Below are 17721 nucleotides of genomic sequence, written 5' to 3'. Positions count from 1 at the left end.
GAGACAAATGCTCCATAGAAAGGAAGCGCGGTTGCTCCTAAGATGTCATTTCCTTTTGTATCCCAAAAGAAGCTGTTTGTTCTATAAACAGAATTCTTGTCCATGCCGACACCCTCCCCAAATATAAATACCCATCACTTGAATAAATTCTGGGTAACATCGCATTTTTAGCCTAATGTGAATCAACTACAACTACATAATCCCTCCAATATGTGGCTGAGCAGTTGAACGGAGTCATCCTTTGGTATTAACACTTCGAAATTAAATGGCAAAACTAATTGATAGTGTCCAGCTTAATTCGGCATAATTTTTAGTGTGTAATTTGGTTTTAGCATAACTTAATTATACGCTAACTGCGGGTTCTTGTGGACCCGCGGTTTTTTTAAACATTAGGGGCTGATGCTTACGAACTCTGTTCGTTTTGCAACAGCCCCATTATTAGAGTTTTAAAACCTGCTGTGATTAGCTAACCGCATGTCGTTGTAGTAATTACTGTTGGGAAGGTTAACAGCACTTGAACCAAAATAATCATTTTTTCTTGAATCTTTGTGAATTGCCCTTCTTCAAAGGGTCCTCCCTGTAATGCCACCCGGTCGAGTGCTTCATCCATTTCATTGATTTGACTGAATAAAAGTGATACTGTCGGTAATGTGTTCAGGAACTCAGTGCTGATTTGGTTAAACTCAGTTAAATCACCGGAGATCAGCTTATCTTTGGGGGCAAACCCTGCAGGAAGCGTTGTGGTGCTTAAAAACTCATATTCTAGCTGTTGCCCAAAAAGGGTCGGCGGTACTGTAATTGTCGTACCGAGGTTAAGAACACACGACCAGGGCACATCAATGACAAAATCATTAATGGTACCTTGAACCGTAGTTGCAGTTTGAGCGGTTGCTTGGCTAAATTGAATGTCTTTGCGCACAAAGCCGGCTAAAAACAATCTGGGAGTATCTAGTGGCACACCGGCTACTGGAGGCGGAGAATTGAAGAAACGGCTTTGAGTTATTTTAAGGCGCTTTCTAATATTTTTTATTTCTAGTGCTTTTGCCGGTAAGGTAATAATTGCTTCGGCAGGGATTGATGCAGTTACTAATACCGTAGTAGGAGTTGGTTGAACTACTTGCAGAGGAGTGCACGTCGGAAGGCTTGCAGTACTTGGGATAACCGGATTGGGGGTAACCGGCACCGGTTGTTGAGGACATACCGGAGTTGGAGTTAGTTGCGCCCAACCGGGTACAAATGTTGATGTTGGACAGCACCGTGAACATTGATAAACATTACTCAATTTTACATCTTCCCTTCATATTTGTATATATTTCCTAATGATTACATAACATCTTATGTACAACCAGCAATTTTGGTGAGGACAAACAATTTTAAACTACATAAATTATGAAGTAGGTTTGAAGCAAAGGTCATTTAAAATATAAACCACAAAAAAAGAGCCTGATGAGGCTCTTTTTTATATATTTCATGTAAGATTGTGACAAAATTCTATTCTCTATGGAGGCGACCTGTTGTTGGAGGCTCAATTATGGTTGGGAAAATAAGCCGTAGTTGAATTAAAATTATCATCTTTTCTTGGATTGTTTGGAAAACACCTTCTTCTGAAGGTCCACCATGTAACGGAATGCGGTCAAGGGCATTATCCATTTCATTAATCTGACTGAAGATAAGCTCACAGTTAGGTAATAGGTTAAAAAATTGCTGGTTTACAACATTAAACTCTACGAAGTCGCTTGACGGCAACTTGTCTTTCAATGTAAACCCTGAAGGAGGAAGCGTGAGGTCAGAATATTCGTATTCAGCTTGCTTGCCAAAAAGGGTGGGTGGAGTTACTAGGGTACGGCCGAGGTCAATCACACAAGAAATAGGTATTTTCACAATAAAATCCTTAATTACCCCCTCTATGGTCGTGGCGGTTTGTTGAACCACTTCAGAATATTGAATGTCTTTACGTACAAAACCTCCCAGGAACAATTTGGGGGTATCGTGTGGCATACCGGGTATTTGTGGAACAAAGTTAAAAAATCGACATTGTGTTATTTTTAGGTTCTTATTAATCTTTTTAATTTCCAGTGCTTTCGTAGGTAAGGTAAAAACTGATTCGGCAGGGATAGAAACTGAAACTAATACCGTACGTGGATCTATTTGTTTGATCTCAAGTGGGATGCATATTGGCAGTGTAGCTGTTGAAGGTATAACCGGATTGGGAGTAACAGGTTGACTTTGTGGCGTCCACGGCGGAGCAGGAGGAGTTTGTTGAACCCAATTGGAGATAAAAGGAGCTTCCTGAGTCCATTGGTGTGGACATTGCTTAGTCACTGTATTCTCTTCCTTTCTGAGCTAATATAAAGATAGATATACTCTGACAATATAATCTACGCAATAGATAAAGGTTTTGTGTAAGATAATTTGGATTGGAGTTTTAACAATAGACGCGCTTTTTGGTAGAATTTCATATCTTGTACAAAGTGACCCTGATAACTCCCACAATCTCGTATTTGCCGTGTGGCAATTTGAAATGCTTTCCGTCCGAGTTATCTCATTTTCATCCTTTAAAGATGAAATATTATCATTTTGGTTTTGTGAGGTGTGTTGCCATGCCAGTAATATCTGTACGGTCGCAATTCGGTCTTTCCATGCTTCGTAATCAAATAAACCCACGATTTTACCTCCTACGAGAAATGCCACAGAACGTCCCTACCTGTCACTATGTAGGTAAATCTCAAATATGCGGAAGTTTTTAGACGATGTGGCGGGAATATCATTTTCAGTAATAATACAACTGTGTGTAAGTTTCATTACTCTTTTACCTCCTTGGTATTAGGTCAGCATATTCTACGAATGCGTGAGAACATATGGATAATCAGAAGCTCCGTTATATACAAAGAATGTGGCTTAACCATAACCGCAGATTATGTCAATTTATCGAAAAGTTTAAATAGTTACGAAGTGAATCATATTACCATTTTGTTCGATGACTTTTTTCAAAGCATCAAAAGAAATCCATACCGTAGCAGTATTATCGTTGGGATGAAACCCAAGCTTGTTTTTTCCTGCTAAATCATTGTCCAGTACAACCTCTACAAAAGCATCAGGGTCATTAATTATCCCTAGTGGGGTTACTTCCCCCTTCTGAAGATGCAAGTATTTAAAAAGCCTTTCTTCGGAAACAAAGCTCAATCTCGTGCAACCCAGTTGCTTTTGAATACTTTTAATATCGGCCTTTTTGTCTTTATCTAAAACCACAAGGAAATGCCGTTCACCATTTGCATCACTTAAAAACAGATTTTTACACACATCTCCATATTGAGTTATGTTCAGCTTGACCATATCTTCTACTGTAAAAACAGCTGGATGATTAATAATCTGGTATTCAATATTTAAAGCATTTAGTATTTTGAAAACTTTTTCTTGTGGATTATCCATTCTTTCTCCTTCGCTTTATGCATCATAGTATTATAAATTAGAGTCACATAATCAAACAAATACACTCTAAAAGCTATTTCAATTGTCCCTCACTCAGAGTTTTATGAATAATAAGATGCTGGCTCTTTCGTAAAGATTGTTGATAAAAGCAATATGGTATTTGCACGAATGCCTAGAATAATGATGAGTCTATAGTCATCTTCCCAATCTTCAAATCCATTCATGTCAGTATCATCAAGCTTTTTTCTTCGACTATTAATGTCAATAATCTTGCTGTCTTTATCCAAATAGATCACCTCCATGTAATTGACAATTAAATTGTTTTTTAACTTTTAAGCCTCACTTAGTGAGCCAAGGATGCCGAACTGCTATAACAAGGCACAGTCTTTCCGAGTCACGGTAGAGATGCCGGTTACCCGACACCCCCCGCACAGATCCCGGCGTGCGGAATTATCGCACCGGGCTCCTCAAAAGTATTCGCTTCCATACTTCCAGCATCAGAAATCAAAGTAAAGTTGTACTAGATTCGACTCGACAATTCTTGGCTTTGGAACTCTATATCTTTTCCAACATGCGCTGAACTCTGCTAGATTAAAACTACGTCGCTGACTTCTTCGGTTAAGCCATTTGTAAAGAATTATCTTTACATGTTCATAGAACTTGCTTAGACTGCTGTAGTTTCCAATCAGTCCATAGTAGTTGTTATACCCTCGCAGTTTCGCTATGAGTTTAGGAAAGAGCCTTCTCAAACGTTTGTTTCGCATCTCTTTACACCATTCTGTAGCGATCAGTGACTTTCTTAACTTACCTGGTGCTGTGCGTCGTTTGATAATATCTCCGACTTTGGCGGATACTCCCCAGCGAAATTCAAATCCCAAGAACTCAAACTTTGTGTTTTCCTCTTTGCGAAATCGTGAAAAGCTTATGATATTGGTTTTCTCCTGCGCCAGTTCCAGTCCGAATTTTCCTAAGCGCTCTCCTACTGCTTGGTAAAACTGCACTGCGTCTTGTTTGTATTGGAACGCACACACGAAGTCATCTGCGTATATGCAGATGTAGTTCATGCCTTTGCAAGACGGCTTAACCCTCTTTTCGAACCATAAATCAAGTGCATAATGCAGGTAGATGTTCGCTAAAATTGGACTGATGACTCCGCCTTGCGGGCATCCGGTTACTGGATGTTTAACCATTCCATCGATGTCCAAGATGCCTGCTTTTAGCCATTTCTTGATCAGTCTCAGAAATGCTTTATCTGCTATGCGCAATTCCAACATTCGAATGAGCCAATCATGATCAATAGCATCAAAAAAGCCTCTTTTAGCGATGTAAGATAGAGCCATAAGATTTCTCTAGTACAAGATCATGAAGTCTTGTAAACTAGCAAAGAAAGAAGGGCTCATCTTATGGAATCCATCATTGAAGGCTATCACGAATTTCAAAGTATCATTCGTGGGTATACACACAAGGTTGTCGTGGCTACTCGGCGTGAACTACTAAAACTGGCTACCTATCTGCAATCCCTTTCCTTGAGTTTTGAATCAACATCCTTGGTTCATCTTGAGAACTATTGTATTGAGCGTAGCGAGAATAAATCTCTCGGCTACCGGAATCTCATCATCTCCTTTATTCGTTCATTCTTCACCTACCTTCAGCAACAAGAATATCGTTTAGATAATCCATCTGTCCATTTGCCCTTCACTAATCTGGAGGCCCATCAAACGCTACCCGAAGTAGCTTCACGAGGTGAAATCAAGGAATGCTTACTGGAGCTTAGAAGACAAGTCGACTCTGAGTTAGGACGTCGGCAGTTTGATCCCATCCGCAAGCGGAATTTGGCTTTGTTTGCTCTCATCTACGCTACTGGCATCCGGGCTGGTGAGGCAGCTAACCTCTTGATTCGTGATGTCCTATGGGATGAACAGATCCTCTGTGTTCGTGCTGGAAAGGGCCGCAAGGACCGACGTGTCCCCATCGTCGGAGAGGTGCTGGAGCTCTTGCAATTTTATTTAACTACCCGAACCGATCTTCATCAGGACGCTCCTCTGTTTCTAACCTGGAGGAAAGGAAGCATGGATAATAATTTAGTCGGCCAAATCTTCAGGACGTATTCTGAAACGTGGTCTAAGCCTCTAAAACCTCATCAGTTGCGGCATACTTGCGCTACTCATCTCTTCCAAGAAGGCGGCAACATTTATTACATTAAAGACTGGCTCGGCCATCAACGAATCACCACCACCCTTCATTATGCCCAAATTCAGAATCCCGAGATTGCTGCAACCCTTGAATCTCATCCGATCAACAGTGCAACCCTTCCCAAACGACCTAAGCCTCAACGCTTTAAAAATCCTCGTAAAAAGCCGACGAGTTCCTTCCGCCGGAACTATACCATGACTCCTGTAGCAGGCCTTCTCGTTGGCAAATTAGCAGACCAGATCGAAGAATTTCTTCGAACAGCCACTGGTATGAATAAATATACTCCAGGAACCCTTAAGGAATTTCGCGTTAGTCTGACACGGCTTGCTGTTGGTTGTCCCACCTGCCTCGATAAAGGCATCGAGACCTTGCGTGGTGCAGACATCATCCGTTGGCTTAGCGCTCGTAGACAGCTTGGTATTTCACAGTGTACTATTGATAAAAATCTATCTCACCTCCGCACGTTTATGGCTTATGCCGTCGATCGCGGCTGGAGGATGGATAACCCGATGGAGGCGCTGAAAATGATCCACCCGCAACCTAAAGAACAAACCTATTTGACAGAGGATGAGATGCTACGTTTACTTTCTTCTCCGGACCGCACAACGACGGAAGGTTTTTCCGATTACATTGCCCTCTTGGTTCTTTATGCGACAGGTCTTCGGATTGGCGAGCTAAGTGCTCTGAATATCGAGGATGTCGACTTGAAAGAAGGCTGGGTTCACGTTCGACAAGGCAAGGGGCGGGACCGACAAGTTGCTCTTCCCAAGGCTACTTTGGACGATTTATTGCAGTATATCCGACTATATCGTAAGGCAACCACGGGTCCCTTTCTGTTAAACCTCCAGGGCTCCCGGTTAAAGCCTTGGACTGTAAGTAGACGGATACGGCACTATGCTGAGATCGCTAGTATCCAGAAACCTGTTAGCCCTCATACCATCCGTCATACTTTCACAACCCATCTGATTCAACGGGGTGGGCGGATTGAGATTATCGCTAAAGCACTGGGGCATAAGTCGTTAGCTGAAACAACGCCCTATGTCCATGCCGATTTTGAAGACCTTCGCAAAGCAGTGAGCTTACTTAGCAAAAATATGCCACCCTTGTCAGGAGTGAAAAAGGTTGAACAGTGAAACGACCATTATGGACTTCCTTAGTTATGCACAGATGGTGAGAGGATGCCGACCTAAAACGGCTGAAGCCTATTCTATCGATCTAAATGTGTGGAAAACATTCTGCGCTGTTCGTTATTCACATGTGGACAACCCCTCTAAGGCGAAGATGGTTGTGGATTACATCCGGTATCTTCGGGTGGATCGCAAGAATGCTTCGGTAACCGTTGGTAGAAAACTAGCGACGTTATCCGCATTCATTGATTTTCTTATTCTTATGGAGCTTTTCGACTCCAAACAAGACGAACGCAAGAAATGGCCCAAGTTACTCGATACGCCTAAACGACTGCCCACCGTCCTTAACAACCCAGAAATGCAGGATCTCCTTACTCAACCGGATACGTCAACGATCCTTGGCCGACGCGATCGCACCATCTTGATGCTAATTTATTCAGTGGGTCTGCGCGTGAGCGAGATCTGCTCACTGCAATTGAAAGACATTAATCGAAACGACGGGCGCATCCTTATCTCAGGCAAGGGTGGCCGAGAGCGTTATGTACCACTAGACCCTATCGTAGACGAAGCCATCCGAGACTATTTATTGTTCAGAACCAGTGAAATCTCTGAACTCTTTGTTAGTAAAAAAGGTGGGGCATTAACGCCTCGCGCTATCCAATTCATGGTGAAAAAGTTCGCTCAGCAAGCTCAGATCGACAAGGTTGTTACTCCACATAAGCTTCGCCATACTTGCGCCACCCATCTCCTTCAAGAGGGGGCTCATTTGGTATCCATCCAGAAATTACTGGGTCACAAAAGTTTGACGACCACTCAGATCTATTTGCATATTACGATTACCGACCTTTTGGAGCTCTCTAAGAAACATCCTATGCGCAAAATGCGTACCATGATGGGACTCATTGGCGATTCCGTTACTTCCTTTCAAATACCTTACGGTTCTCGTACAGGAACATAACTAAATTTTATGAAATACTGCGTCTGAGTTACCTTTTAATAGTATTCCCTACCTAACATGCTACTGCTAGCCAATACCGTTCAGAATTAATGTCGCTAAATTTTCGCAAGTCCATGTCTACAACATATTTATATCCTTCATCAGTGTACCCTTTAACGTGTTTTCTGGTGTTACCATTAAAGTGAATTACATTTTGGGCAATTTGGAAAATCAGCCATTAATTCATTTCCTCCGTTCATCTTATTGATCACGGTCTGAACATAAATTCCCCTCTGAAAATTCAAAAAAGCCTTGAGGCGTACAACTTCATGTACCTCAAGGCTTTCGTTATGTATCTCCGCTTAATCTCGAGGGTTTGATTGGCGGAGGCGAGGGGCACCTATCCAAACCCTCAATTAAAATTCCTACTAAGATGACAGTTCTCCTACCATCTTTGCAACAAAATTGCAACCATCCCTCGTCTCACCTTCAACTCCAAAGAAAATGCCCTTCATTTAAAAAGGCATGAGATATTTGTGGAAACTCATTTCTTGATAATGCCTGTATTTTCAGAGTGTTAAATACTTACTCAGTTGCGACATGCGAACTGGCTGCCACAATCAGCAACATTGCGGCGACTCCTAAAAAAGCGAAGGAAAGGCTCGTTGTGTGAGCTACAAGACCTATGAGTGCCGGACCCGCCAGAATGCCTGAATAACCAAGAGTCGTGACAGCCGAAACCGCCAAGTTTGTTGGCATGACTTTCTGCCGGCCGAGTACGGAATACAGCACCGGTACAATATTGGAAACACCCAAACCGACTAGCCCAAAGCCAATCAGAGAGGCGATCCAATTTGGAATAAATATTGCAACGGTAACCCCTGACGCAGCGAATATCCCGCCAAAGATAAGTATATTTTTTCCGCCAAATGCCTGAACAACACGATCACCGTTTAACCTGCCTATTGTCATCGCAACTGAGAATAGGCAGTAACCAAGTCCTGCATGAGAAAAATCAACCCCTCTCTGCGAAGTCAAAAATACAGCGCTCCAATCTAACATCGATCCTTCCGCAAGAAAAACAATGAAGCATAAAAATCCAATGAAAAGGACAATTCCTTTAGGAAGAACAAACAAGGGCGCGTCCTTTTCTTCACTCCCATAGGGAAGCAAGTGCTTTCCGAAAGTTAATAAAAGCCCTACAATTACGACTATTACAAATAGCACTGCGACCAGTGGTGATACGCCCACCCCGAGAAAGCCACTAACGACACCTGCCCCAACGAAGCCTCCAACACTCCATAGCCCGTGAAACCCAGACATCATTGCCCTACCACTGGCTTTCTCAACAATCACGGCCTGGATATTAACTACCACATCGACCGTACCTATAGCAGCACCGAAAATCAGCAGCGCAATGATGAGTTCCGGAACGCTTGTAGCTGTGGCAAGGAATGGTAAAGAAATGCATATAAGTAAACTAGCAACCCAAATCATCAGACGGCAACCAAAGCGGGCTGCAAGTGCACCAGCGAGGGGCATGGTAATAATAGACCCTGCACCCAGACACAACAAAAGAAGTCCCAATGCACCCTCATCAATACTAAGGCGATCCTTTGCGTAGGGTACAAGAGGTGCCCATGCTGAGATCCCTAAGCCAGCAATGAAAAATGCTACCCGTGTAGAAAGTTGTTCTAAAGAACCCGACACAGGATATTTACCGAACGAGCAGTCCTCTGACTGTAGTTTGGACTCGTTTTTAGTCAAAGTACGTTGAACTGAAATGATTTCATTCATTTTACTACCTACCTATTATCTGAATTAAAATACCTAAGTCTCATTACGATGCAATTTCCTTACATTCTTCTTTCTATTAGTTGAATATCACAAGTCAGGCTTTCTAAGGTAGTAGAAACTAAGCCATTGATATAATCTTCCTGCATATTCTCTTGTATAATTATCTGTGGCATATGCTCATGGGGTATTGTTTTTCGGCATGCGATAGAAAAATCCTCCTGCATATTTGACCGGATTAAGCCTCCGGTTATTACTATTGTTTCAGGATTAATAATTGCTATGATTGATCCAATTGTTTTCACCATTAAAGGAAAACAGCCATCTGCACTATTTGTCTGCTTTATTTGGTCCTCTCGTGACTTATCAAAAGGCAAATAGGACACTTCACCTGCAAAGTTTGTATTGCCTCTAATAATGTGTCCCTCAACGATTATACCTGCGCCAGAACCATTACCCTTAGGAAAATTTACAACCGTAATCGTTTTAGCTTCATCATAGTTCTGCTTTTTATAGAAGCCATATGCGATGAGGTTCATATCATTCTCAACAATAACTTTCAAATTATATTTGGCTTTTAGCCGAGTAGCCAATGGCAAATCTGCCAGTTCTTTAATATCAACGGCACCAATTATACCTCTATAGATAATCCCTGGTATACCAATGCCGACAGCCTTGATATTCTCGTAACTGTAAATCAGCTTTTCAATTAGATTATCTATGACTTCATAATTGATGATTTCTACTTCAGCCGAATTTTCCTCGATAACCTCACCTGTTAAATTCGTAACTGCATGAGTAGTTCTATAGACTCCTCCATCATTACTCACATAGATACAAGCAATATAAGAATAATTTGCATTATACATAAAACGCCGTGCCGGACGTCCACCATTAGACTGCTCTAAATCAGCTTCAATAGCCTCTCCACGTTCTGATAGCTCATTTAGAATGTTGCCGCAAGTCGCTACACTTAACCCTGTTACATTTGCTATCGTTAATTTGGTTCCAAATGTTAAAGCCTTCAAAGCAGTTTTGACAAGCTCAACATTGACCTGCTTAACCCTAATTGTATTGTTAATTATTGGAATCATTCGTTTCCCCCTCAATACTTTTAATAGACCTTATAATAAGTATTATTTTTGTTTTAGGATATCACTTTCTTTTGTTCTTTGTCAACAGTTATAACTGAATATTAGGGAAATGGCGGTCGAGATAACAAAGAAAAACTTACGAAATAGTGTTTAAAATGATATGGAAAATCTATTCTATAATGTAAAAAGCCTTGAACGTACAACTTTATGTACCTCAAGGCCTTTGTCATTATTCTTCGCGTAATTCAACAGTTTTTATGGCGGAGCAAAAGTCTCACGTCCGGCCTACACTACCCAAAATCAGATAAAATCATCGCCGTAGTAGTACGGTAGTAGTAAAATAATTCTTAGCAATGTTCCATTTTAACCTCTTGATTACAATGTTTATGGCTGTTGGTTGATTCTTGGTATCAATACAAACAACCAATAGGCACTCTCGGCCTTCGTCTTGCAAAAATGGTTCGACTAACTAGTGACTGTTCCTTAGGCCTGTGTATCAAGATTTGCTCCCAGATGTGGTTGTACAGACAATACCATTGCCTTAGACATATCATTAGACATGGTAGCTATGGAATTACCATTACACTCTTCAACCCCCATGGCCATCTTCATAACCGAAATCCCCGCTTGCTGTTGTACTTTCCCTTGACTTAGTACCATTGACAAGGCTGCTATATCCATCAAACTACCTCCCTTCGGATCACCCTTGTAGCTATTGAATAGGTTTCTTGGGTTCGATCGGCCAGAGTGAAAGGTTGGTGAACACAGGTCCCCCGGAAGCTGTTGCCTGATCCAAAGCATTGACCTCCGCCGTAAGGATGTCTACCCACTCTTGCACCTGAGCGACTTCTTTCCGTCCGAGCGATCTGCTGGCTGAATAGACAGCAAGTTCTCGCATTTCTAGCAGCGGCCTCGATTTTGTCCAGGGCCTCCTGTCTGCGACGAGTCCATTGAAACTGCTTCTGATTGATTTCATCTGTTGTTTCACCCACACCAACCCGGATTTTCTTCATTTACACCCTCATCTGTTCCACCAATATGTAGGGTCTTTCTATATGGGGAGTACTAGCTAAGAATGCTGTTTTACAGGCATTTTGAGTCAAAACACTCCCCATATTATTTTATGATAAGCTCGTCATTAATAATGAAAGGAGCTTATTAAAAATGAAAGAAAAAGCACAAGTAATTACTAACAGAATCCTTGCTGATCTAAAAGAGCAGGATTATGCCGATTTCACCGTTGGTCTTTATCGGCAGTGTTACAATGGCCTTCAAAAGTATATGGAGGCAGAAAGTATTGAATGCTATTCTGTCCCCTAAAGGAATCCACTTCGTTGAGGATTTCGATTACTTAGTCAAGGAGAACCCCGAAGATGACTATTGGAATGTAGCTGGTGGGCTTGTAATGGCCATCGACAAGAACGGCTTAAAGACTGTCCACAGAACGTGGAAGGATGAGGATTACGCACACCTTAAAGCCATAGAAGGAAAACATAAGACCTACTTGAGATTCGAGTATAAGATTGACGATGACCGGGACGAATGGCAGCACGTTATAGGGCCTAAAGAGTGGTACTAGGAGGGGGAACACATCATGGCCGAAAAGAAGCAAATTACCGTCAACCTAGACGAAAAAAGTATTGAAAAACTAGATACGAATCGCGCCCAAGTATTGCGGTTACTGTTGTCGGGGAACCGCAATAATATCAAGTTTGTGTGCGATACACTTTTATCTATCGAGGACGGCCTGTTTGGTGGAGTGCACGACCAACCGAAGGAGGAAGTAAAGGGGCGAAGTTGAGTGGAGAACTGTGTTAAATGTCCCAAATGGTTACAGTCTCTTCACCTAACTATTAACCAGATAACAATTAAAACAGCAATAGCTAGTATTCTGTTAATTATTAAATACACTTCACTTGGCTCAGCATTTTTATATTTCCAGCCTTCAGAAATCTTCCAACCGATTTTTGGGTTAATAATATAAATAAGCAGAAATATACTCGCAATAATTTTCAAAAACAAAGGTATTTCAAATCCTTCCCCCACTTTTTCATTTCTTATTTAAAATTAGATCATTCGTCATCAATATATAATAAGAAACTATCCAAATTAATCAAACGTCAACTACAACAATGGATTATGGCTCTACCCGGCTATATCAGGGTTTTACTTTTACTGATTAGAGCTGCGAAAGTCGGCTTATTATTACCATAAATTGTATTGTCAGGAGTTTTACTTTATTTGATTGGCTCTACCCCATATAGGCATGAGAAAGTTTATTTTATGTGGCCATACCAATGGAGGGTGTCACAAAATTTGTTGCACCCCTAGATTATACACCACTCTGGAGGTGTATAATCCTCTTTTTGGGGATAGACCAACACGACCTTGAAATAGTCTCAAGTTTCGGCACACTCTCATTGGTAATTTCTGGACATAATTGACTTTGAATAATGCGAATAAAGCCAATTATGATATGCTTTTATTCTACTGTTTAAATACCTACAATCTTAACAATTTGTTTGTGTACTACTCCTGAAGTTGTATAAGTTATCGTGGCTGTTTTAGGATTTATTATTTTTTCTTTTAGAATGGTAACAGTGTAATGTATATCCAAACCTTGTTCAGTATGCCATCCGTCTTTTTCATAAACTTTATTACTTGGTACATCCAACCCATTTAGTGGCTTATCTTCGAATGTAAGTTCCCCAACCTTAATTCCGCTGTAATCACCTAATTCAATATTGTTTAACTTAATAGGTTTATCACTACCGTTCACTAATGAAAAATAATAGTCTTGTTTGGTATTAAGTAATTCTGGCGCAGTATCTTCAATAATCGCCTTCGAAAAATCAATCAAAAAAGGCTCATTGCTTCTGGTAGATATGTGGTAATAATTATATACACAAATACCCATTACCAAAAGTAATCCTAAGATAATACTTAATTGCTTTGTCTTCATTTCCTACAGTCTCCTTTTTGGTTTGTGCTTCAGGTTACTATTGAAATATGGATTATGCGAACCTAAAAATGTATTAATCTAATGTCCAGAGCCCCCTGAGTTAGAATATTTGTCATGGACCTCCGAGAGAAGTATAGTGAGTTAACAGAACTCGGAGGAGGATAAATATGGCAAAGTACAGTAAAGAATTTAAGTACTCTATCATGATGAAGATGATGCCACCACAGAATCAAGCAGTCAGTGAAATAGCTAGAGAAACAGGATTGTCTGAGGCTACTTTGCATCAATGGAGAAAGCAAGCTCGAACCAAGGGAATGGCAGTTCCGAGCGGTGAACAGGAAGTTGAACGCTGGAGCACTCAAGATAAGTTTCTGAAACTCAGGAAATCATATCGGTGGTTAACAAGCCCGTATTTCAAAGTCTTCCTCCGAGTCAGATCGTTCCCAAATTGGCCTGCATACAGGCATCACGCCATGCTTGAACTTGTTCAACATAAAGCCCTTTGCTTCGGCAATACTCTGCCAGTTCCACTTCGCTAAGAAGGCATTTCTTACTATCGTCCCTTTTAGCTACACTAAGCTAAAGGAAGCAACTCGATATGTCAGGTATTAAATGTTCGTAACTTTTTTAAAAGAAATTCAGATTCTAAACCATAAAATGTCGCTTTAATAGATGATATGCTATTTGGTGAAAACGAAAAACCTCCATTTTCATTATCACGTTTGCTGTTAATATAATTTTCAAACATGTTTATATTTTGGGGCTTATATCTAATACAATTCATGATAGATAAAACATAATAAGTATCCATTAAGTTTGAATCTTCTTCTGAACTATATCCACCATCCTCTTTCTGCATTGATAGCAACCAATCTATTAATGCAGAGGTCGTGTCCGTTTCGTTTACATATGTCATAGCCAGAAGAATTAAATAGGTATCCTTTAAGTTTGAACCTTCTGTAAAGCTATACCCACCATCAGCTTTTTTAAGGTTTTTTAAAGTATTAATAACTCGCTCCTTTTCCATTGGGTCTATATTATTACAAGTTATCAGCTCATATATCATTAATTTAGAATCGTTATCTGATATATTGCCATAGGATACATTCGAAAGTCCCAATTCAGATAATGCCTTATTCATAAAATAAAATTCATCAGGGTCGAGAGTTTTGTTAAGAGAAGCTTGCTGAATATAATTTATTAAATTAGAAGGAATTTTACCATCTAAATATTTAATAATTTTTAAAGCCATATAACTGTGTGGTATATTTGAATCTATAGGTTCTCTCGAAATAAAATAACCACTTTTCAATCTATATTTTTCTATACTATTAATATAATCATTAACTGAAACTAGTTCAGGAAATAATAAATAAATTCTATATGTAAGCTGAGAATCAGAAGTTTTAGATGATAAAAAACCATATCCACCATCTACATTTCTAACGGATTCGAGATAACTTTTAAATTCTTCAGAAATTGGGGTATTAATATTAAGCCGTCTTAATAATTCATAAGCAGGAATATAATTAGCTAGTGCACGTATATCTGTTGGTTTTTTTGATAGCAGCTCTTTTGCATCTAGAATTAATTTGTTTTTAAATTGAATACCTTTTTCTGTAATAGTAGATATTTGTATTCTTTCTTCAATAGCATTTAAGTTATTAAAAATAGGCCATTTATTATTGCTTGTATTGAATATCGACGGATCTTCATATAAACCATTAATTGTTATATTTAAATTATTATAATAAAAATCATAATCAAGATTACTAAGGATTTTCGTGCATGCATTTGTTACACCTATAGATTCTATGATGTTTGAATCGTTAATTGCAAATAATCCAGTGTCTTTATTATGCAATTTTAATATATATTTAATTATGGATTGCTTATATGAATCATTAAAACTAATGCCACATTTTTTTTGTAGGTCAACTAAGTACGATAGATCATAGAGAATTACTACACTACTAATATCCTTAATTTCTTTTTGGCTATTATATAAATGTGATTTTAAAGACCCATTAGTTTTAGGATTTAATTTATTACTTTCCATTAAAAATAAATTATTATAATATGTATCATAAATAAATGGCTTTCTTTCACATAATAATGAAGAAAAACCTCCATCGGTGTTTTCGGATTTGTAAAATATATTTAGTGTATTTGATTTCCAAACTATACTTGTATTATAGAGTGAAAATATAGTTAAGGATACTGTTAAAATAAAAAAAATAATCATAACATTTCTAACTGTTATAGCAGAATTAATCCTTAAAATTTTAATCATTTTATTTGTAATGTCCCCGCTTTTCAAGACACGATTTTATGGAAAAAACTTAGGATAAAACTCATTTCCGTAAAATCGGTCTTTTTTTAAACGAGAGCATTTACCTCCTTTCCTCTGGGGTCTACTTGATATGGGACCCTACGTCGGATGCTTCAATGTGGCGAGGGAAGAGCCCTAGGTACATTAGTTAATTAGCCTTAATATAATCTATTTAAAATTAGTTTTGTTCTAAATTTAATTAATGGAAATATCTATCTGCGTTGCTTGGTTATACCCGTCACCGCCTATACTCCAAAGAATTTGGTCGTTTGTTTGTACACTTGTAAAATGGCCCGCAGTTTTAAATTTTATAGGTTTCCAAGTATCTGTTGCGTTGTAATCATCCTCCCGTGTGAAATCCGCCCAGTCACATGTCACACTAGTAGATTGAGGACCAACACTGACTCCACCTGGTGCATTAATAGCAAGAAGAGTTAAGGCTGAAGAATTTATAGTTTCTGATGGAGAAATAGTAAAAGAGTCTGCACTCCAAGGGTCAGTACCAGACATATATGCCTTACAATATCCTGATAGTGTAATATAGTCATCAGAAGTTAAATTGTGTTGACTTATTACTTTAATATTAGATGTATCTTTGATGACATTGCCCATAAAACTTATACTATCCTCACTAGTTTTAGTGAAAGTTTTTGTTGCACCCTGAGACATGGAGCTACTAAAATAATCTTGAGGTTGAATGACTGAGGCAGAGTCTTGTTTTTTTGTTTCATCAGCAACTGTAATTGTGTATCCATCTCCTTTGTAGACTACCTTGTCTTTGGCAAAGACGGGAACACTTTGAGTTAATAATACTGAGGTAATTAATATTCCACCTAATAATTTTTTAATCATAAATTATTCCTCCCTTTTTAATTATAGATTATATTAAGGCTATCTTATAGAGTGGTTGAGCATATCAAAAGGTTACATAAATATGAATTTATTTTTAATTTTGGAAGGATTATTCAATTACTCCTTGAATTAATATTTTCAAGGGGGTGTAATTTGTCACATATGGAATTAATTTGGAACAATTAGCAAGAAAACTTTCTGTAACTATTAAATATTTACCTTTATTTTGCTCCTTGATCCGATAATGAACACTGTACTAAACCGCTGCGCGGTGGCTTTTTGTGGCCCCAATTTATTGACGTTCATGATATCATTTTTTCAGTTTAATTCTATTAAATTTGAAAGGATGATTTTTCATGTCTCAAAACCCCCAGGTTCTTTCCTCTCATCTTCAAAAGATGATCTTCGAAATGGAACTTCGAGGCTATGCTCAACATACCAAGAATCATTATCTCTGCCATGTAAAGCTTCTTGAAAAGCATACTGGCAAGTCTGCCCTCGAAATCACCCCCGAAGAGCTTAAACAATATCTTCATGACCGTATTAAATCCGGAATTGGCTTCAGTAGTATCAATATCTCTTGCGACGCGTTTAAACTCTTTTTCAATAAGGTTCATGGCTACGACTGGCCTGACGATGTTATTATCCGTCCCAGACGGCCTAAATCCCTTCCACAGGTTCTTTCTCAAGACGAGATTTTGTCCATTACTGATCAGGTGCGAAATTTAAAGCACAAAATGATTCTCCTAACGACGTATGCTTCAGGCCTACGAATTAGCGAAACGCTTAATCTACGCATCTCTGATATTGATTCGTCAGCTATGTCGATCCGAGTTAATCATGGCAAGGGCAACAAGGATCGTTTAACGATGTGAATGATAATGTAAAAGTGGTTCTTTCCATAGTTAGTTGAATTTTGAGGTAAATTATGGTATAATAGAATAGTCAGAAACGCTGAAACGAGGCTATTCTATGGATGAATTTATTAAGTTATTAGATAG

20 protein-coding genes and 1 pseudogene are annotated in these 17721 nt (G+C 39.2%); 7 read left to right on the top strand and 14 right to left on the bottom strand.

Annotation, left to right across the window (positions count from 1 at the left end):
- Positions 1-466: 466 nt before the first annotated feature.
- From E4K67_RS29130 to E4K67_RS29105, 6 genes are all read right to left on the bottom strand, one after another.
- Positions 467-1282: a CsxC family protein gene (locus E4K67_RS29130; RefSeq protein ID WP_135553165.1), complete on the bottom strand. Its 816-nt coding sequence runs from the start codon at positions 1280-1282 to the stop codon at positions 467-469.
- A gap of 209 nt (positions 1283-1491) precedes the next feature.
- Entirely contained in the window at positions 1492-2322 is an 831-nt protein-coding gene (locus E4K67_RS29125; protein ID WP_135553163.1) for a CsxC family protein, read from the bottom strand.
- A 21-nt stretch (positions 2323-2343) separates the two neighbouring features.
- Positions 2344-2664 (bottom strand): hypothetical protein, encoded by a 321-nt coding sequence (locus E4K67_RS29120; protein ID WP_135553161.1) that lies wholly within the window; start codon positions 2662-2664, stop codon positions 2344-2346.
- A gap of 273 nt (positions 2665-2937) precedes the next feature.
- On the bottom strand, positions 2938-3429 hold the full coding sequence (locus E4K67_RS29115; protein ID WP_135553159.1) for a prolyl-tRNA synthetase associated domain-containing protein: 492 nt from the start codon (positions 3427-3429) through the stop codon (positions 2938-2940).
- 101 nt (positions 3430-3530) lie between these two features.
- Positions 3531-3716 carry a hypothetical protein gene (locus tag E4K67_RS29110; RefSeq protein ID WP_135553157.1) on the bottom strand — a complete coding sequence of 62 codons (186 nt, stop codon included), beginning with the start codon at positions 3714-3716 and terminating at the stop codon, positions 3531-3533.
- Positions 3717-3926: 210 nt separating this feature from the next.
- A complete protein-coding gene (locus E4K67_RS29105) occupies positions 3927-4769 on the bottom strand; it encodes a reverse transcriptase domain-containing protein (RefSeq protein ID WP_135553156.1) in 843 nt (280 codons plus the stop codon).
- Between the two features lie 63 nt (positions 4770-4832).
- Between E4K67_RS29105 and E4K67_RS29100 the strand changes: the two genes are divergently transcribed.
- Together E4K67_RS29100 and E4K67_RS29095 are read left to right on the top strand one after the other, a co-directional pair.
- Complete coding sequence (locus E4K67_RS29100) at positions 4833-6755, top strand: tyrosine-type recombinase/integrase (protein ID WP_135553154.1); 1923 nt, start codon at positions 4833-4835, stop codon at positions 6753-6755.
- Complete coding sequence (locus E4K67_RS29095) at positions 6745-7707, top strand: tyrosine-type recombinase/integrase (RefSeq protein ID WP_135553152.1); 963 nt, start codon at positions 6745-6747, stop codon at positions 7705-7707. The genes E4K67_RS29100 and E4K67_RS29095 overlap by 11 nt, the downstream gene beginning before the upstream one ends.
- Before the next feature lie 564 nt (positions 7708-8271).
- Here E4K67_RS29095 and E4K67_RS29090 read toward each other — a convergent pair.
- From E4K67_RS29090 to E4K67_RS29075, 4 genes are all read right to left on the bottom strand, one after another.
- Positions 8272-9483, bottom strand: coding sequence for an MFS transporter (locus tag E4K67_RS29090; RefSeq protein WP_135553150.1), 1212 nt, complete (start codon positions 9481-9483; stop codon positions 8272-8274).
- A gap of 59 nt (positions 9484-9542) precedes the next feature.
- Positions 9543-10574: an ROK family protein gene (locus E4K67_RS29085; protein WP_135553148.1), complete on the bottom strand. Its 1032-nt coding sequence runs from the start codon at positions 10572-10574 to the stop codon at positions 9543-9545.
- A 483-nt stretch (positions 10575-11057) separates the two neighbouring features.
- Positions 11058-11255 carry a YjfB family protein gene (locus E4K67_RS29080; protein ID WP_135553146.1) on the bottom strand — a complete coding sequence of 66 codons (198 nt, stop codon included), beginning with the start codon at positions 11253-11255 and terminating at the stop codon, positions 11058-11060.
- Positions 11255-11587 carry a hypothetical protein gene (locus E4K67_RS29075; protein WP_135553144.1) on the bottom strand — a complete coding sequence of 111 codons (333 nt, stop codon included), beginning with the start codon at positions 11585-11587 and terminating at the stop codon, positions 11255-11257. Before E4K67_RS29075 ends, E4K67_RS29080 begins: the two co-directional genes overlap by 1 nt.
- A gap of 151 nt (positions 11588-11738) precedes the next feature.
- Between E4K67_RS29075 and E4K67_RS30000 the strand changes: the two genes are divergently transcribed.
- The 3 genes from E4K67_RS30000 to E4K67_RS29065 are packed head-to-tail and all read left to right on the top strand — an operon-like array spanning position 11739 to position 12375.
- Positions 11739-11894: a hypothetical protein gene (locus E4K67_RS30000; RefSeq protein WP_158408609.1), complete on the top strand. Its 156-nt coding sequence runs from the start codon at positions 11739-11741 to the stop codon at positions 11892-11894.
- Entirely contained in the window at positions 11872-12153 is a 282-nt protein-coding gene (locus tag E4K67_RS29070) for a hypothetical protein (RefSeq protein ID WP_135553143.1), read from the top strand. The genes E4K67_RS30000 and E4K67_RS29070 overlap by 23 nt, the downstream gene beginning before the upstream one ends.
- A 15-nt stretch (positions 12154-12168) precedes the next feature.
- The gene (locus tag E4K67_RS29065; protein WP_135553141.1) at positions 12169-12375 is read left to right on the top strand and encodes a hypothetical protein; all 207 of its coding nucleotides are present in this window, start codon (positions 12169-12171) and stop codon (positions 12373-12375) included.
- 41 nt (positions 12376-12416) lie between these two features.
- On the opposite strand, the gene E4K67_RS31400 is transcribed toward E4K67_RS29065, so the two are convergent.
- Positions 12417-12620, bottom strand: coding sequence for a DUF6199 family natural product biosynthesis protein (locus E4K67_RS31400; protein WP_338031928.1), 204 nt, complete (start codon positions 12618-12620; stop codon positions 12417-12419).
- 448 nt (positions 12621-13068) lie between these two features.
- Positions 13069-13536: a hypothetical protein gene (locus tag E4K67_RS29055; RefSeq protein WP_135553139.1), complete on the bottom strand. Its 468-nt coding sequence runs from the start codon at positions 13534-13536 to the stop codon at positions 13069-13071.
- Between the two features lie 167 nt (positions 13537-13703).
- Between E4K67_RS29055 and E4K67_RS31270 the strand changes: the two are divergent.
- Positions 13704-13910, top strand: a pseudogene (locus tag E4K67_RS31270) (transposase); the annotation flags it as partial.
- 227 nt (positions 13911-14137) lie between these two features.
- On the opposite strand, the gene E4K67_RS29045 reads toward E4K67_RS31270, so the two are convergent.
- Together E4K67_RS29045 and E4K67_RS29040 are read right to left on the bottom strand one after the other, a co-directional pair.
- Positions 14138-15829, bottom strand: a complete 1692-nt coding sequence (locus tag E4K67_RS29045; protein WP_135553137.1) for a prenyltransferase/squalene oxidase repeat-containing protein — start codon at positions 15827-15829, stop codon at positions 14138-14140.
- A gap of 234 nt (positions 15830-16063) precedes the next feature.
- A complete protein-coding gene (locus E4K67_RS29040) occupies positions 16064-16720 on the bottom strand; it encodes a hypothetical protein (RefSeq protein WP_135553135.1) in 657 nt (218 codons plus the stop codon).
- Positions 16721-17076: 356 nt separating this feature from the next.
- Here E4K67_RS29040 and E4K67_RS29035 point away from each other — a divergent pair, with 356 nt between their 5' ends.
- Entirely contained in the window at positions 17077-17595 is a 519-nt protein-coding gene (locus tag E4K67_RS29035; RefSeq protein ID WP_135553133.1) for a tyrosine-type recombinase/integrase, read from the top strand.
- The last annotated feature ends 126 nt before the right edge of the window (positions 17596-17721 follow it).

Origin of the sequence: Desulfosporosinus fructosivorans (genome assembly GCF_004766045.1) — a bacterium.
Lineage (GTDB): Bacteria > Bacillota > Desulfitobacteriia > Desulfitobacteriales > Desulfitobacteriaceae > Desulfosporosinus > Desulfosporosinus fructosivorans.
This window is presented reverse-complemented; position numbering and strand designations above follow the sequence as displayed.

Coding starts and splice junctions, on each gene's coding strand:
- E4K67_RS29115 (WP_135553159.1), bottom strand. CDS start 3,429: ATGGATAATCCACAAGAAAAAGTTTTCAAAATACTAAATGCTTTAAAT.
- E4K67_RS29105 (WP_135553156.1), bottom strand. CDS start 4,769: ATGGCTCTATCTTACATCGCTAAAAGAGGCTTTTTTGATGCTATTGAT.
- E4K67_RS29100 (WP_135553154.1), top strand. CDS start 4,833: ATGGAATCCATCATTGAAGGCTATCACGAATTTCAAAGTATCATTCGT.
- E4K67_RS29090 (WP_135553150.1), bottom strand. CDS start 9,483: ATGAATGAAATCATTTCAGTTCAACGTACTTTGACTAAAAACGAGTCC.
- E4K67_RS29085 (WP_135553148.1), bottom strand. CDS start 10,574: ATGATTCCAATAATTAACAATACAATTAGGGTTAAGCAGGTCAATGTT.
- E4K67_RS29080 (WP_135553146.1), bottom strand. CDS start 11,255: ATGGATATAGCAGCCTTGTCAATGGTACTAAGTCAAGGGAAAGTACAA.
- E4K67_RS29075 (WP_135553144.1), bottom strand. CDS start 11,587: ATGAAGAAAATCCGGGTTGGTGTGGGTGAAACAACAGATGAAATCAAT.
- E4K67_RS30000 (WP_158408609.1), top strand. CDS start 11,739: ATGAAAGAAAAAGCACAAGTAATTACTAACAGAATCCTTGCTGATCTA.
- E4K67_RS29065 (WP_135553141.1), top strand. CDS start 12,169: ATGGCCGAAAAGAAGCAAATTACCGTCAACCTAGACGAAAAAAGTATT.
- E4K67_RS29055 (WP_135553139.1), bottom strand. CDS start 13,536: ATGAAGACAAAGCAATTAAGTATTATCTTAGGATTACTTTTGGTAATG.
- E4K67_RS29045 (WP_135553137.1), bottom strand. CDS start 15,829: ATGATTAAAATTTTAAGGATTAATTCTGCTATAACAGTTAGAAATGTT.
- E4K67_RS29040 (WP_135553135.1), bottom strand. CDS start 16,720: ATGATTAAAAAATTATTAGGTGGAATATTAATTACCTCAGTATTATTA.
- E4K67_RS29035 (WP_135553133.1), top strand. CDS start 17,077: ATGTCTCAAAACCCCCAGGTTCTTTCCTCTCATCTTCAAAAGATGATC.